This window comes from Phenylobacterium sp. LjRoot97, from assembly GCF_964254345.1.
Lineage (GTDB): Bacteria > Pseudomonadota > Alphaproteobacteria > Caulobacterales > Caulobacteraceae > Phenylobacterium.
The window spans coordinates 3,539,753-3,553,129 of the sequence record NZ_CAXUTH020000001.1 but is presented as its reverse complement, the minus strand read 5'-3'; the positions used below and the strand labels follow the sequence as shown (position 1 = coordinate 3,553,129).

The 13,377-nt window shown below is 70.1% G+C and carries 14 protein-coding genes; 7 read left to right on the top strand and 7 right to left on the bottom strand.

What is annotated here, in order from left to right:
- Window positions 1-28 precede the first annotated feature (28 nt).
- Both ACSQ2H_RS17475 and ACSQ2H_RS17470 read left to right on the top strand, forming a co-directional pair.
- Window positions 29-352, top strand: coding sequence for an AMP-binding enzyme (locus ACSQ2H_RS17475; RefSeq protein WP_436062655.1), 324 nt, complete (start codon window positions 29-31; stop codon window positions 350-352).
- A 21-nt stretch (window positions 353-373) separates the two neighbouring features.
- Window positions 374-1,306: an alpha/beta hydrolase gene (locus tag ACSQ2H_RS17470; protein ID WP_436062654.1), complete on the top strand. Its 933-nt coding sequence runs from the start codon at window positions 374-376 to the stop codon at window positions 1,304-1,306.
- A gap of 219 nt (window positions 1,307-1,525) precedes the next feature.
- On the opposite strand, the gene ACSQ2H_RS17465 is transcribed toward ACSQ2H_RS17470, so the two are convergent.
- Window positions 1,526-2,791 carry an adenosylmethionine--8-amino-7-oxononanoate transaminase gene (locus ACSQ2H_RS17465; protein ID WP_436062653.1) on the bottom strand — a complete coding sequence of 422 codons (1,266 nt, stop codon included), beginning with the start codon at window positions 2,789-2,791 and terminating at the stop codon, window positions 1,526-1,528.
- Window positions 2,792-2,840: 49 nt separating this feature from the next.
- Between ACSQ2H_RS17465 and bioF the strand changes: the two genes are divergently transcribed.
- A complete protein-coding gene (gene bioF, locus ACSQ2H_RS17460) occupies window positions 2,841-3,989 on the top strand; it encodes an 8-amino-7-oxononanoate synthase (RefSeq protein ID WP_436062652.1) in 1,149 nt (382 codons plus the stop codon).
- A complete protein-coding gene (gene bioD / locus ACSQ2H_RS17455) occupies window positions 3,989-4,648 on the top strand; it encodes a dethiobiotin synthase (protein WP_436062651.1) in 660 nt (219 codons plus the stop codon). The genes bioF and bioD overlap by 1 nt, the downstream gene beginning before the upstream one ends.
- Here bioD and nhaA read toward each other — a convergent pair.
- Window positions 4,645-5,832 (bottom strand): Na+/H+ antiporter NhaA, encoded by a 1,188-nt coding sequence (gene nhaA / locus ACSQ2H_RS17450; RefSeq protein ID WP_436062650.1) that lies wholly within the window; start codon window positions 5,830-5,832, stop codon window positions 4,645-4,647. The two genes, bioD and nhaA, sit on opposite strands and share 4 nt — an antisense overlap.
- A gap of 82 nt (window positions 5,833-5,914) precedes the next feature.
- Between nhaA and ACSQ2H_RS17445 the strand changes: the two genes are divergently transcribed.
- Both ACSQ2H_RS17445 and ACSQ2H_RS17440 read left to right on the top strand, forming a co-directional pair.
- A complete protein-coding gene (locus ACSQ2H_RS17445) occupies window positions 5,915-7,330 on the top strand; it encodes a protein adenylyltransferase SelO (RefSeq protein WP_436063583.1) in 1,416 nt (471 codons plus the stop codon).
- A 59-nt stretch (window positions 7,331-7,389) separates the two neighbouring features.
- Window positions 7,390-7,710 carry a plasmid stabilization protein gene (locus ACSQ2H_RS17440; protein ID WP_436062649.1) on the top strand — a complete coding sequence of 107 codons (321 nt, stop codon included), beginning with the start codon at window positions 7,390-7,392 and terminating at the stop codon, window positions 7,708-7,710.
- Between the two features lie 3 nt (window positions 7,711-7,713).
- Here ACSQ2H_RS17440 and ACSQ2H_RS17435 read toward each other — a convergent pair whose 3' ends face one another.
- From ACSQ2H_RS17435 to ACSQ2H_RS17425, 3 genes are read right to left on the bottom strand one after another with little or no spacing between them, the layout of a single operon-like run.
- Complete coding sequence (locus tag ACSQ2H_RS17435; RefSeq protein WP_436062648.1) at window positions 7,714-8,604, bottom strand: DMT family transporter; 891 nt, start codon at window positions 8,602-8,604, stop codon at window positions 7,714-7,716.
- Window positions 8,597-9,442 (bottom strand): tRNA glutamyl-Q(34) synthetase GluQRS, encoded by an 846-nt coding sequence (gluQRS, locus tag ACSQ2H_RS17430; RefSeq protein WP_436062647.1) that lies wholly within the window; start codon window positions 9,440-9,442, stop codon window positions 8,597-8,599. The genes ACSQ2H_RS17435 and gluQRS overlap by 8 nt, the downstream gene beginning before the upstream one ends.
- A gap of 11 nt (window positions 9,443-9,453) precedes the next feature.
- A complete protein-coding gene (locus ACSQ2H_RS17425) occupies window positions 9,454-10,083 on the bottom strand; it encodes a TetR/AcrR family transcriptional regulator (RefSeq protein WP_436062646.1) in 630 nt (209 codons plus the stop codon).
- Window positions 10,084-10,950: 867 nt separating this feature from the next.
- On the opposite strand from ACSQ2H_RS17425, the gene ACSQ2H_RS17420 reads away from it, so the two are divergent.
- Window positions 10,951-11,511 carry an HNH endonuclease gene (locus ACSQ2H_RS17420; RefSeq protein ID WP_436062645.1) on the top strand — a complete coding sequence of 187 codons (561 nt, stop codon included), beginning with the start codon at window positions 10,951-10,953 and terminating at the stop codon, window positions 11,509-11,511.
- A gap of 12 nt (window positions 11,512-11,523) precedes the next feature.
- Here ACSQ2H_RS17420 and ACSQ2H_RS17415 read toward each other — a convergent pair whose 3' ends face one another.
- Both ACSQ2H_RS17415 and ACSQ2H_RS17410 read right to left on the bottom strand, forming a co-directional pair.
- Complete coding sequence (locus ACSQ2H_RS17415; RefSeq protein ID WP_436062644.1) at window positions 11,524-12,081, bottom strand: hypothetical protein; 558 nt, start codon at window positions 12,079-12,081, stop codon at window positions 11,524-11,526.
- 41 nt (window positions 12,082-12,122) lie between these two features.
- Entirely contained in the window at window positions 12,123-13,376 is a 1,254-nt protein-coding gene (locus ACSQ2H_RS17410; protein WP_436062643.1) for a hypothetical protein, read from the bottom strand.
- Between the last annotated feature and the right edge of the window lies 1 nt (window position 13,377).

Genomic DNA, 13,377 nt, shown 5'->3' with positions numbered 1-13,377 from the left:
TCTGTTCATCCACGACCGGGTGAAGGACATGATCGTCTCGGGCGGCGAGAACATCTATCCGGCCGAGGTCGAGAACGCGCTGTTCTCGCACCCGGCCGTGGCCGACGCCGCGGTGGTGGGCGTGCCGGACGACCGGTGGGGCGAGGCCGTGAAGGCCTTTGTCGTGCTGCGGCCCGGCGCGGAGGCCGACGCCGCGGCGGTCATGGACCACTGCCGGGCGCTGATCGCCGGCTACAAGGTCCCCAAAAGCGTGGATTTCATTGCGGTCCTGCCGCGCAACCCGTCGGGCAAGGTGCTGCGGCGGGAGCTGCGCGCGCCCTACTGGGAAGGCCGCGGCCGCAACGTCGGCTGAGTTTCAAGGAGAGGAAGACTGATGCTGGACCCGCACTTCAAGGCGATGATCGACGCGGCTGCCGAACAGGCGGCGAACGCTCCGCCGCTGGACGCCGTGCCGCCCGCCATGATCCGCATGGGCTACCAGATGCAGCGCAAGGCGACCGACCAGAACCCGCCGCAGGACGTGGTCGCCAAGGACCTGCAGGTCGACGGCGGGGCCGGCCCGATCCCGGCGCGGCTGTACACGCCGGGCGCCGCCCAGACCCCGAGCGGCGGCTTGGTCTATTTCCACGGCGGCGGCTTCACGATCGGCGACCTGGAGACCCACGACGGCCATTGCCGGCGGCTGGCCTCGCTGGCCGGCGTGCGGGTGCTGGCGATCGACTACCGGTTGGCGCCCGAGCATCCGTTCCCGACCGGGCACGACGACGCCCTGGCGGCGACCAAGTGGGCCTTCGACCACGCGGCCGAGATCGGCTTCGATCCCAAGCGCATCGCGGTCGGCGGCGACTCGGCCGGCGGCAACCTGGCGGCCTCGGTCTCGATCGACCTGAAGGACGATCCGGCCCGCAAGATCGCCTTCCAGCTGCTGCTCTATCCGGGCATCTGGCCGGAGGTGGAGACCGCCTCGCGCAAGGAGCTGGACGGCCCGATCCTGACCAAGGCGGCGATCGCCTGGTTCGACAAGTCGCTGGCCGCGCTTGGTCACGCGCAGCAGGCGCGCGCCTTCCTCGGCAAGGCCAAGCTGAGCGCCGACCTGCCGCCGGCCCTGGTGGTCACCGCCGGGTTCGATCCGCTGAAGGACGAGGGCCGCGACTACGCCGCGGCGCTGAACGCCGCCGGCGCCAAGGCCGCTCATGTCGAGTATGCGGGCCTGATCCACGACTTCTACCTGATGTCCGACGTCTCGCCGGCGGTGGGCGAGGCGGCCAAGGAGACCGCCGCGGCGCTGAAGGCGGCGATCGGGTAGGCGGCGCGAAGCGGCGCTCTGCCGAGCTGACTGCGGCGAGGTCCCCCTCACCCCAACCCTCTCCCCCAAAGGGGGCGAGGGAGCAGGTTTGCTCCAATTCCTCCCCTCATGGGGGAGGTGGATCGACGCGGAGCGTCGAGACGGAGGGGGACTGCTGAGTCGGTACGCCCCCTCAGTCAGCCATTCGGCTGACAGCTCCCCCAGAGGGGGAGCAATTGATCACGCCAGCAGCACTGCGCGGATCGCGCCGGTGAGTTGGGCGAGTTCGGCGTCGGTGGTGACGTAGGGCGGGGTCAGGTAGACGACCTTGCCCATCGGGCGGATCCAGCAGCCGTGTTCGGCGAAGGCCATGCAGAGCGGGCCGGTCTCGACCGGGTGGTCGAACTCGACGACGCCGATGGCGCCGTAGGTGCGCACGTCGACGACGCCGGGGGCGGCGCGGCAGGGCTCCAGCCCCTCGGCCAGGGCGGCGTTGATGCGGGCGACGTCGGCCTTCCACTGGCCGGTCTCGAAGAGGTCGAGGCTGGCGTTGGCCGCCGCGCAGGCCAGCGGATTGGCCATGTAGGTCGGGCCGTGCATCAGGGCCGCGCCGGCGTCGTCGGACCAGAAGGCCTCGAAGACCTTGGTCCGGGCGATGGCGGCCGAGAGCGGCAGGGTGCCGCCCGTGAGCGCCTTGGACAGGGTGACGATGTCGGGCGTGACGCCCGAGCCGGAGCAGGCGAACAGGTCGCCGGTGCGGCCGAAGCCGACGAAGATCTCATCGAAGATCAGCAGCAGGTCGTGCTTGTCGGCCAGCCGGCGCAGCGCGCGGAGCACCTCGTCGGAATGGAACAGCATGCCGCCGGCGCCCTGGATGCGCGGTTCGACGATGATGGCGGCGATCTCGCCGGACTGCTCGGCCAGCAGCGCGTCGAGGGCGGCTTCCGACGCCGGATCGAGCGGCAGGTCGGTGACCACCTGGGCCGGCATGACGCCGGCGAACAGGCTGTGCATGCCCTCTTCGGGGTCGCAGATGGTCATCGTGGCGAGGGTGTCGCCGTGATAGCCGCCCTTGAAACTGAGGAAGCGGGTGCGGCCGGCGACGCCGCGGTTGATCCAGTACTGCAGCGCCATCTTCATGGCGATCTCGACCGAGACCGAGCCGCTCTCGGCGAAGAACACGTGGTTGAGGTCGCCGGGCAGAAGGTCGGCCAGACGGCGGGCCAGGCGATAGGCCGGCTCGTGCGCCAGGCCGCCGAACATCACGTGCGGCGCGCGCTCCAGCTGGGCGGTCACCGCGGCGCGGATGTGCGGATGGTTGTAGCCGTGGCAGGCGGTCCACCAGGAGGCGATCCCGTCGACCAGCTCTCGGCCGTCCTCGAGGATGATCCGCGCGCCCTGCGTGCGGGCGACGGCCAGCGGCGCCGGCGCGGTCTTCATCTGACAATAGGGGCGCCAGACGTTGTCGGCGCCTTCGGAAAGCCAGTCCGGTGTGGGGAAAGTCATGAGCCGTGGCTTTAACCGAAGCTCCGCCTCGTGCATACCGCGCGCCGTGATGGACAGTCTGACCGCTTTCGCCCAGTCCAAGCTCGACGCGCTCGAGGCGCGCAGCCTGAAGCGTACATTGGTCCCGACCCAGCGCCTGGACGGGCTGTGGGTCGAGCGCAACGGGCGGCGGCTGCTGTCGTTCTCGTGCAACGACTACCTCAACCTCTCGCATCATCCGGTCGTGAAGGCCGCGGCGCTGGCGGCCGTGGAGACCCACGGGGTCGGCTCCGGCGCCTCGCGGCTGGTGACCGGCGACAACCCGATCTTCAGCGAGCTCGAGGCGCGGCTGGCGGCGCTGAAGGGCGCAGAGGCCGCCTGCGTGTTCGGCTCCGGCTACCTGGCCAATTCCGGGATCATTCCGACCTTCGTCGGCGAGGGCGATCTGATCTTGATCGACGAGTTGGCGCATGCCTGCATCTGGTCCGGCGCACAGCTGTCGCGGGCGCGGATCGTGCCGTTCGCCCACAACGACGTCGCCGACCTGGCGGCCAAGCTGGCCGCCTATCGCGGTGAGGCCGGGCGGGCGCTGATCGCCACCGACGGCGTGTTCTCGATGGACGGCGACGTGGCGCCGCTGGACGAAATTTCGGCCCTGGCGCAGGCGCATGACGCCTGGCTGTTGGTCGACGACGCCCATGGCCTGGGCGTGCTGGGCGAGGGGCGCGGCACGGCGGCGATGTTCCCGAGCGCCAAGGTCGACCTGGCGATGGGCACCTTCTCCAAGGCGCTGGGCGGCTACGGCGCCTATGTCTGCGCCAGCGCGCCGGTCATCGACTTCATCAAGACCCGCACGCGCACGGTGGTCTACACGACCGGGCTGCCGCCGGCGAACGCCGCCGCGGCGGTGGCCGCGCTGGACGTTATCGCGGCCGAGCCTGAGCGGGTGGCCGCGGTGCTGAGCAAGGCGCGGCGCTTTACGCGGGCGCTGAACCTGCCAGAGGCGACGAGCGCGGTGGTGCCGATCGTGCTGGGCGAGGCCGGCCGTACCCTGGCGGCGGCCCAGGCGCTGGAGGCGCAGGGCTTCCTGGTGGTGGCGATCCGGCCGCCGACAGTGCCGGCCGGCACGGCGCGGCTGCGGGTGGCGTTCACGGCCGGGCATCCGGACCACGAGATCGACCGGTTGGCGGCGGCGGTTCGCCCGCTGATGGAGGCCTGATGCGCCAGCTGTTCGTCACCGGCGCCCACACCGACGTCGGCAAGACCTATGTCGCCTGCGCGATGTTGCGCGCGGCGCGGGCCAAGGGGCTGAGCGTCGCGGCGCTGAAGCCGGCGGTGAGCGGCATCGATCCCGCCGATTGGACCGACAGCGATCCGGGACGGCTGCTCTCGGCGATGGGCCGGGCGCTGAGCCTGGCGGAGCTCGACGCCATCGCGCCGCTGCGGTTCGCCGCGCCGCTGTCGCCGCCGATGGCCGCGCGGCTGGAGGGCGTGGACCTGCGGATCGCGACCCTGACCGACTTCTGCCGCGCCGGGCTGGCGGCGAGCGCCGCCGACCTGACGCTGGTCGAAGGCGCTGGCGGGGTGATGTCGCCGATGGCCGAGGACGGCACCGGTCTCGACCTGATGCTGGCCCTGGGCCTGCCCAGCGTGGTGGTCGGCGGATCCTATCTGGGTTCGATCAGCCATACCCTGACGGCGATTGAGACCCTGCGCTCGCGCGGTCTGCCGATTGCGGCGGTGGTGATCAGCCAGAGCGGCGAGCCCAACGCGCCGGACTTCGCCCAGACGGTGGAGAGCGTCGCGGCCTTCGCCGGCGAGGTGAAGATCGTCGCCGCTGCGCGCGGCGCCGAGGCCTGGGCGAGCGAGCTGGTCTAGCCCTCGGCCTCGTTGCGCTGGCGTTGCGCGTGGGCGAGCACGCCCATGCCGACCAGGGCCGAGAGGACGGAACCGGCGATGACGCCCATGCGCACCTCGGTCTGGGCCAAGGTGTCGTTGGGATCGAAGGCCAGGCCGCCGATGAACAGGCTCATGGTGAAGCCGACGCCGCAGAGCAGCGAGACGCCGTAGAGCTCCAGCCATTTGGCGCCGGTCGGGCGGCGGGCGAGCTTCAGCCCGATCACCGCGGCCGAGAACCCGAAGACGCCGATCTGCTTGCCGAGAAACAGGCCGAGCGCGATGCCAAGCGGCACCGGATTGGCCAGGGTCGCCAGCGACAGCCCCTGGAACGAGAAGCCGGCCGCGGCGAAGGCGAACAGCGGCAGGATCAGGTAGGCGACATAAGGGTGCAGGCTCTCCATGAAGTGCTTCAGCGGCCCCTCGTGGCCCGGCTTGCGCGGGTCGATCGGCACGGTCATGGCGGCGGCGACGCCGGCTAGCGAGGTGTTGACCCCGCTCTTCAGGCAGAAGGCCCAGGCCAGGGCGAAGCAGGCGGCGTAGAAGAGATAGGGAGCCGACTTCCACTTCGACATCAGCGCCATCAGGGCGATGGACGCCGCTGCCCCGCCGAGGGCGTACATGTTGACCTCGGAGGTGAAGAGGATGGCGATCAGCGCCACGGCGCCGAGGTCGTCGGCGATGGCCAGGGTCAGCAGAAAGATCCGCAGCGAGGGCGGCAGCCGCGGCCCGGCGACGGCCAGGGCGGCGAGCGCGAAGGCGATGTCGGTCGCGGTCGGGGTCGGCCAGCCCTGCGGCGCGCCGCCTTGGCCGAGATTGAGCAGCAGATAGACGCCGGCCGGCGCGATCATGCCCCCGAGCGCGGCCAGCACCGGCAGGGCCAGGCGGCGTGGATTTGAGAGCTCGCCGCGCAGGATCTCGTGTTTGATCTCTAGCCCGACGACGAAGAAGAAGATCGCCATCAAGCCTTCCTTGATCCACCGGTAGACCGGCTTTGCCTCGTGGAAGGCGCCGATCTGGATGGTGATCTCGTGCTTGATGAAGGCGAAGTAGTGATCGGCCCAGGGCGAGTTGGCGAGGGCCACGGCCAGCAGCGCCGCGGTGGTCAGGATCACCCCCGAAGCGGTCTCGGTCTTCAGGAAGTCCAGGGTCAGTCGTCTCGCCATGGCTCCGGTTACCATGCGGGCGCCGGGCGAAATACTTCAATCGGCCGTTGCTGGCGCCGATGTGATCGCGCATCTGATGGGCATGCCCGTCTCAGCCAGCTATCGCCCCGACCCGCATGTCCAGGACCTCGGCCCGGTGTTCTACGATCCGGTGTCGGCGGCCGATTTCCCGATGACTTTCCTGCGCTTCCGCAACGACCGGGCCGCGGCGAGCGTGGGGTTGGAGAGCCTGACCGACGATGAATGGGTGGCGCACTTCGGGCGGTTCGAGCCGCTGCCGGGGCAGCTGAGCTCGCCGCTGGCCATGCGCTATCACGGCCACCAGTTCCGCGTTTACAACCCCGACCTCGGCGACGGCCGCGGCTTCACCTTCGCCCAGCTGCGCGAGGCCGGAAGCGGCCGGCTGCTGGAGCTGGGCACCAAGGGATCGGGCCAGACGCCCTGGTCGCGGGCCGGCGACGGGCGGCTGACCCTGAAGGGCGGGGTGCGCGAGGTGCTGGCCACGGCGATGCTCGAGGCGCTGGGCGTGCCGACCTCGCGTTCGTTCTCGCTGATCGAGACCGGCGAGCAACTGATGCGCGGCGATGAGCCGAGCCCGACCCGCTCGTCGGTGCTGGTGCGGCTGTCGCACAGCCACATCCGTTTCGGGACCTTCCAGCGCCAGGCCTTCCTGCAGGACGGCGGCGCGATCACGCGGCTCGTCGAGCACGTGGTCGAGCTCTACTATCCTGAGCTGGCCGACGCGCCGGACAAGGGCGCGGCGCTGCTGGGCGCGGTGACGGCCCGGGCCGCGCGGCTGGCCGCGCGCTGGATGGCGGCGGGGTTCGTGCACGGGGTGCTGAACACGGACAACATGAACATCACCGGCGAGAGCTTCGACTACGGTCCCTACCGGTTCCTGCCGCACAACGATCCGAACTTCACCGCCGCCTATTTCGACACCGCCGGGCTCTACAGCTTCGGCCGCCAGCCCGAGACGGTGTTCTGGAACCTGCAGCAGCTGGCCGGGTGCCTGGCGCAAGTCGCGGACCAGGAAGCATTGATCGCGGCGCTGAACGGCTTCGGGCCGCTCTATCGGGCCGAGCTGGCCGGGGCGCTGCTGAACCGGCTGGGGCTGAAGCGCGGCGCGGACGAGCAGGAGGTCGCCTTCGCCAATGCGACGTTCCGGGCCATCGCCGAGGGCGGCGATCGGCTGCGCTGGGAGCCGTTCTTCTTCGACTGGTTCTGCGGCGACGAGGCGAGGGCCTTGGCGAGCGTGCGCGGCGACATCTATGCGGGCGAGGCGTTCGAAGACTTCCGGCGGCTGATCAAGGGGTTCGAGGCCGAGCGGCCCGAGCGGCTGGAAGACGCCTACTTCGCGCAGGCCGAGCCGCAGGAGCTGCTGATCGACGAGATCGAGGCGATCTGGGCGCAGATCGCCGAGCGCGACGACTGGAGCGCGTTCCACGCCAAGCTGGCGGCGATCGAGGCGGCGCGGACCGCCTGGGCGCTGAGCTAGGCGCCAGGAACCATCGACGGAGCGCCGGGTTGGCTGTTCCTCAGTAAGAGGAGTTCGTCATGCCTCGCGGAGACAAGTCGAAGTACACCGACAAGCAGGAACGCAAGGCCGACCACATCGCCGAAGGCTACGAAGCCAAGGGCGTGTCGGAGAAGGAGGCCGAGCGCCGGGCCTGGGCGACGGTCAACAAGGACGACGGCGGCGGCAAGGCGCCGCGCGGCTCGGGCCGCGGCAAGGACACCGGACATCCCGCCGCGCACAAGGGCGGCCGGAAGGGCGGCGCGGCCTCGGCCAATCGGACGGCGGCGGAGCGCTCGGCCTCAGCCAAGAAGGCGGCGGCGACCCGCAAGCGCAACGCCGAGCATCACGCCTCGCACTAGGACCTAGGCGGCCGGCCGGCCGCGGCGCGAGGCCATCTGCGACAGGACCACGCCGAACAGCGCGATGGCCCCGCCCAGCGCCTGGAGCGGGCCGAGCGCTTCGGCGAACAGCAGCCAGCCGAGCAGGGCGGCGACCACCGGCTGGATCAGCACCACCACCGAGGCGGTGGCGGCCGGCAGGCGCCCCAGCGCCCAGGCGATCGAGCCTTGGCCGGCGACGTGCATGACGCCGAGCCCGATCACCGCGGCCCAGCCGCCGGCGGTGGCGGGGAGGATGCGCTCGCCTAAGGCCAGGGCGGCGACCAGCAGCAGCGGGGCGCTGGCGACGCTCGACCAGAACATGACGCGGGTTGCGCCGACGCTGCGACGGGCGGCGCTGATGGCCAGGAAGTAGAGCGCGTACCAGAGCGCCGTGGTCAGGGCCAAGGTGTCGCCGAGCGGCGGATTGGCGCCGGGCGCGTGCGCCCCGCGGCCGATCGCCATCAACCAGGCGCCGGCGACGGCCAGGGCGACGGCGGCGACGAACAGCTTGGCCGGCCGCTGCTTGAGGAAGATCCACGCCGCGGCGGTGACCACCACCGGCGTCAGGTTGGTCAGCACCGTGGCGTTGGCGACCGAGGTGAAGTGGATGCTGTAGTGCCAGAAGGCGAGGTCGCAGGCGAAGGCGAGGCCGGCCAGCAGGGCGAAGCGGTTGGGCGTCCCGACGCCGCCGTCGGTGCGCAGCGCCATCAGGCCGAGCAGCGGCATGGCGAAGGCCACGCGCCAGAAGCCGACCGCCGCGGGGCCGGCGTCGGCGAGCCGCACCAGGATCGGCGCCAGGCCGATGATCGCCGCGCCAGCGACCAGCACGGCCAGCGCCTGGCCGCGGTCGCGCGCCGCCGTCCCTTCAGTCAAAGCCCATCTCCGCACGCAGCTCGCCGGGGGTGACGCCGCGCTCGCGCAGGTCGCGCAGGGTCTCGGCATGGTCGCGCTTGGCGAAGCGCTTTCCATCCGGACCGGTCAGCAGGCGATGGTGGCGGTAGAGGGGCGCGGGCAGGTCGAGCAGGGTTTGCAGCAGCCGCTGGACGTGCGCGGCCTCGTAGAGGTCCTGGCCGCGGATCACGTGGGTGACGCCCTGCAGCGCGTCGTCGACGACGACGGCCAGGTGATAGGCGACGCCGACGTCCTTGCGGGCCAGCACCACGTCGCCGCCCGACAGGGGCGGATCGACCTGGATCAGGCCATGCTCGCCGCCGGGGCCCTCGCCCTCCTCGGTGAAGGTCAGCGGCCGGCCCGCCAGGGCCTGCTCGGCGGCGTCCAGCGACAGGCGCCAGGCGAAGGGGGCTCCAGCGGCCAGGCGCTCGGCTTCCTCGGCGGTCGCCAGCGGCGCGCCGCGGAACGTCTCGGCGCGGCCGTGCGGGGCGCTGGCGGCGGCCTGGGCCAGCTCCTTACGGGTCTTGAAGCAGCGATAGGTCAGGTGGTCGGCGGTGAGCGCGGCGAGCGCGGCCTGATAGTCGTCGAGGTGTTCGGACTGGCGGCGGACCGGGGTCTCCCATTCGATCCCGAGCCAGGCGAGGTCCTCGTAGATCGCGTCCTCGAATTGCGGCCGGCTGCGGGTGACGTCGATGTCCTCAATGCGCAGGATGAAGCGGCCGCCGGCGGCGCGCGCGGCCTCGTACGCGGTCAGGGCCGAGAACGCATGCCCGCGGTGCAGGTAGCCGGTCGGAGAAGGGGCGAAACGGGTGACGAACACCCGGTCAGCTTTTAGCCGTGGTGGGCCTTGCCGAAAATGCCCATGTGCTCGAACACGCCGCGCAGGAAGGCGTCGTCGCCGCCCAGCGCGTCCTTCAGGTGGTCGAACTGCTTGAAGGCGAACATCTCGGCCAGGCCGTGGGCCGCGCACCAGGCCGCGGTGGTGGCCAGTTCCAACTCCTGCTCGTCCATCGGGCTGGCGCCGGCCTCGACCAGGGTGTCGCGCACCTGGCAGTAGGCGCTGTCGTTCTCGGCGTGGACGTGCTCGGGCAGGCTCTCCTTGTCGCGCGAGCAGTCGTACATCACGCGATAGAGGGCGGGGTTGTCGCGGGCGAAGCGGACATAGGCGACGCCGAGCGCGGTGAGCTTGTCGCGGACCGAGTCATGGCTGGCGCGGGCCTGCGTCATCAGTTCGTTGAGCAGGTCCCAGCCTTCATGGGCGACGGCGTCGAGCAGTTCGCCCTTGTCCTTGAAGTGGTGATAGGGCGCGGCCGGGCTGACGCCGGCTTCGCGCGCCACGGCCCGCAGCGACAGCGCCGTCGGGCCCTCGGTCTCCAGCAGCCGCTGGGCCGCGTCGATCAACGCGCGGCGCAGATCGCCATGGTGATAGGGGCGATTGTCGGCGGCTGCAGCTTCTCTCATGGCGGTCACTCTAAAACTGAATCTGGACGCCGTAAAGATCATCTTGACGCCGTTCAGATCGCTGTTATCTTAGCGGTGTTCAAATTACTAAACCCTCGCTCCCCCGAGGGTTCCAACTTGGAAGGTGTGTGTCATGTCTCTCGCTCGTTTCAACCGTTTCGAACGTCTCTTCGACCGCATCGTGCCGGTCGTGCTGGTCGCCCTGAGCGTCAGCCTCGCGGGCGCTACGCTCGTCGTCGGCGCGTAACAGCCGAACTTTCCAGTCAGCGTCTGAAGGGGGCCGGTTCCGGCCCCCTTTTTTTGTTGCGCGTAGCGATGGACGATGTCGCCGTCGCCACTCGCGTCATCGCCCCCGTTCCCTGTGCGCCTAGAGCTATCCGACCGCCCAGGCGCCGGCATTGTGGGTTCCATGCATTTCTGAATAGCTTACGTTGTAAAATGTATCTGTACATCGTTTAGATCTGGGCCTATCTAAACATTGTCCAGATGGACCTGGGAGCGGCGCCGCCGCACCGGAACAAGCTAACGGGAGTTCAGACCATGACCATTCTCAGCCAACTCGGCCGCATCTTCGACGCTAGCGTCAGCGTCGTCTTCATCGCTCTCAGCCTGGGCCTGGCCGGCGCCACCGCCGTCGTCGGCGCCTGATGCTTGGGCAGCGCGCCCCGTCCGCCTGGACCTGCGCATCCGGACGGGGCCGCCGGGCTTCATTTCATGGAGCTGTCTCAAAAACCGGCCTATAATTCGCTGGCTACGGGAATGCCCCCAGTGGGCGATTCGCCGAGCGCTCGGATCGCGAAAGGGGGCCTGTCTTCAGTCTCTACGCGTACGACATAGGGGGGACCGCCCCCGCCCGGAGGGCCGACCATGCAGGTGCTTAACCACCCGCCGTCCGGCTGGCCCTGCCTCGTGCTGAACGCGGACTTCCGTCCCCTCAGCTATTATCCGCTGTCCCTCTGGCCGTGGCAGGAGGTGATCAAGGCGGTGTTCCTCGATCGCGTCGACGTCGTCTCGACCTACGATCAGGAAGTCCACTCTCCATCCTTCGCGATGAAGCTGCCCAGCGTGGTGTCGCTCAAGCACTACGTGCCCCAGGACCGGCCGCCGGCCTTCACCCGCTTCAACCTGTTCCTGCGCGACGCCTTCAGCTGCCAGTACTGCACGGCCGGCGAGGACCTGACCTTCGACCATGTGGTGCCGCGATCGCGCGGCGGGCGCACGACCTGGGAGAACATCGTCACCGCCTGCGCGCGCTGCAATCTGACGAAGGGCGGGCGCACCCCGCACGAGGCGCACATGCACCCCTTCAACACCCCGCGCCGGCCGAGCGCCCACGAACTGCAGGAGCGCGGCCGCAGGTTCCCGCCGCATCACCTTCACAAGAGCTGGCTCGATTACCTCTACTGGGACATCGAGCTGGAGGCTTAGCCGAGGCGCGGGCTAGCGCGCCTCCAGCGCCTCTCGAATGGCTCTGGATGTGAAGTAGTCGGTGAAGATCAGCAACGTTTGTTGGGTCGCCTCTTTGGTCATCGGCATGCCCGCGGCCTCGGCGGCGTCGACGACCGCTTCCCCCGTTTCGGGAGGCGGGTTCAGCGTGGGATCGTCAATGACCTTGGCGCCCGAACGGATAAGGGCCCGCTTTTCCGGGCCAATGCTCTCCCAGGCCTGATCGAGGCTGCGTTGCGGATATCCCAGCTCGGCGAGTCGCGAAGCGCTGGCCTTCTCGAGCGTCACGGTAAGCCACTGCGCCCCGACCACGCGACCCAGCTGTTCGGCCTCGGCCGCGGTCGTCGGCATGACGTCAATGCAGCGGCTGGCCATTGCGAAGTCCACCTCCGGGCGGACCGCCGAAAGGCCTTTGTTGCGGCCCTGCTTGTAGGCGACGAGCATCTCGTCCTTCGTCGCCGCGGGGATGTTTCGCCAGAGGCACTCGGCGGTCTCGGCGGCCAGGCCCGAGGACGGAATCAGCACGGCCGCGGCGCAGGCGGCGAGAAGCAACGGTCTCATCATCGCCTTCGGCTAGCGCGATTCGACGAACGCTAGATCAGCATCGAGTTCGGCGGCAGGCCGACCAGGCTGCGGCCGTGCAGCTCGTTGGCGGTGTCGATGTCGAAGACGACGTGGCTGGACAGCACGTTGAGGTCGCGGACCGAGCGCTGGAACGGCTGGTCGAGCATCTGGGCGCTCGAGCCGGCGGACTCCGCCAACAGCGCCACCGCCTCGCGGCAGATCGAGACGGCGTAGGCGACCTGGGCGCGGGTGCGCAGCCGTTCGGCCACCTGTTCCGCGCCCTTCAGCGCGCCGGCCGCGACGTTGTCGCGCCCGACCTTGCGGATGATCGCCTCGGCCGTGTCGATCATGGTGCTGGCGCGGCCGAGCCGCATCTGGGCGGCGGGCTTGTCGCCCTGGCTGGAAAGGCCGCCCATGCGCACGTGGCTCGCCAGCCGCTCGCGATAGGCGCCGAGCGCGCAACGCGCCGCCCCGACCGCGGAGATGGCCGCTGTCATCGCCAGGAACGGCAGCATCGGCATGCTGTAGATCGGGTTGGCGTAGCCGCGCGAGCCTGGGCCGCGGCCGCTGGCGATCAGGTCGAAGCGCGCGGTCCGCGCCTGCGGCACGAACAGGTCCTGGACGACGATGTCGTTGCTGCCGGTGCCGACCATGCCGGCGACGCGCCAGGTGTCGAGCACGCGGGCGTCGCCGGCGGGCAGCAGGCAGCTGAGCAGCCGCGGCGGCCCCTCGTCGCCCATCAGCAGGGCGCTGCCGACGATCCAGTCGGCGTGCATGACGCCGGTGCCCCACTTCCAGTGCGCCGTAACCGTGTAGCCGCCCGGAGCGGCCACGGCCTTGCCGGGCGGGGCGCTGACCACCGGGGCGACAACATAGGGAAACTCGCCGCCGAACAGCGCCTGCTGGGTTTCCTGCGGGAAGTGGGCCAGGAACCAGTTGTGCTCGGCGCAGAACGAGGCCGCCCAACCGGTCGAGGGGCAGGCCTCGGCGATGGGCAGGCTGATGTCGATGAACTGGTCGGTGGTGACTTCGAGCCCGCCGAACGCCTTGGGCACGAACTGGTAGAAATAACCGGCCGCGCGCAGGGCGTTCCAGATCTCGTCGACCGGGCGGCGCAGGCGCTCGGCTTCTCCCGCTGCAGCGGCGATGGCCGGCGCCAGCTCCTTCATCCGCTTGACGAGCAACTCGGGCGTCAGCTCGGCCAGCGCCTGGGCCGACAGGAAGTCGCCGCCGGCCGGGATGCGGCGGTCGGCGAGCGGCTGGTCGGTGCTGTCGTAGCTCATC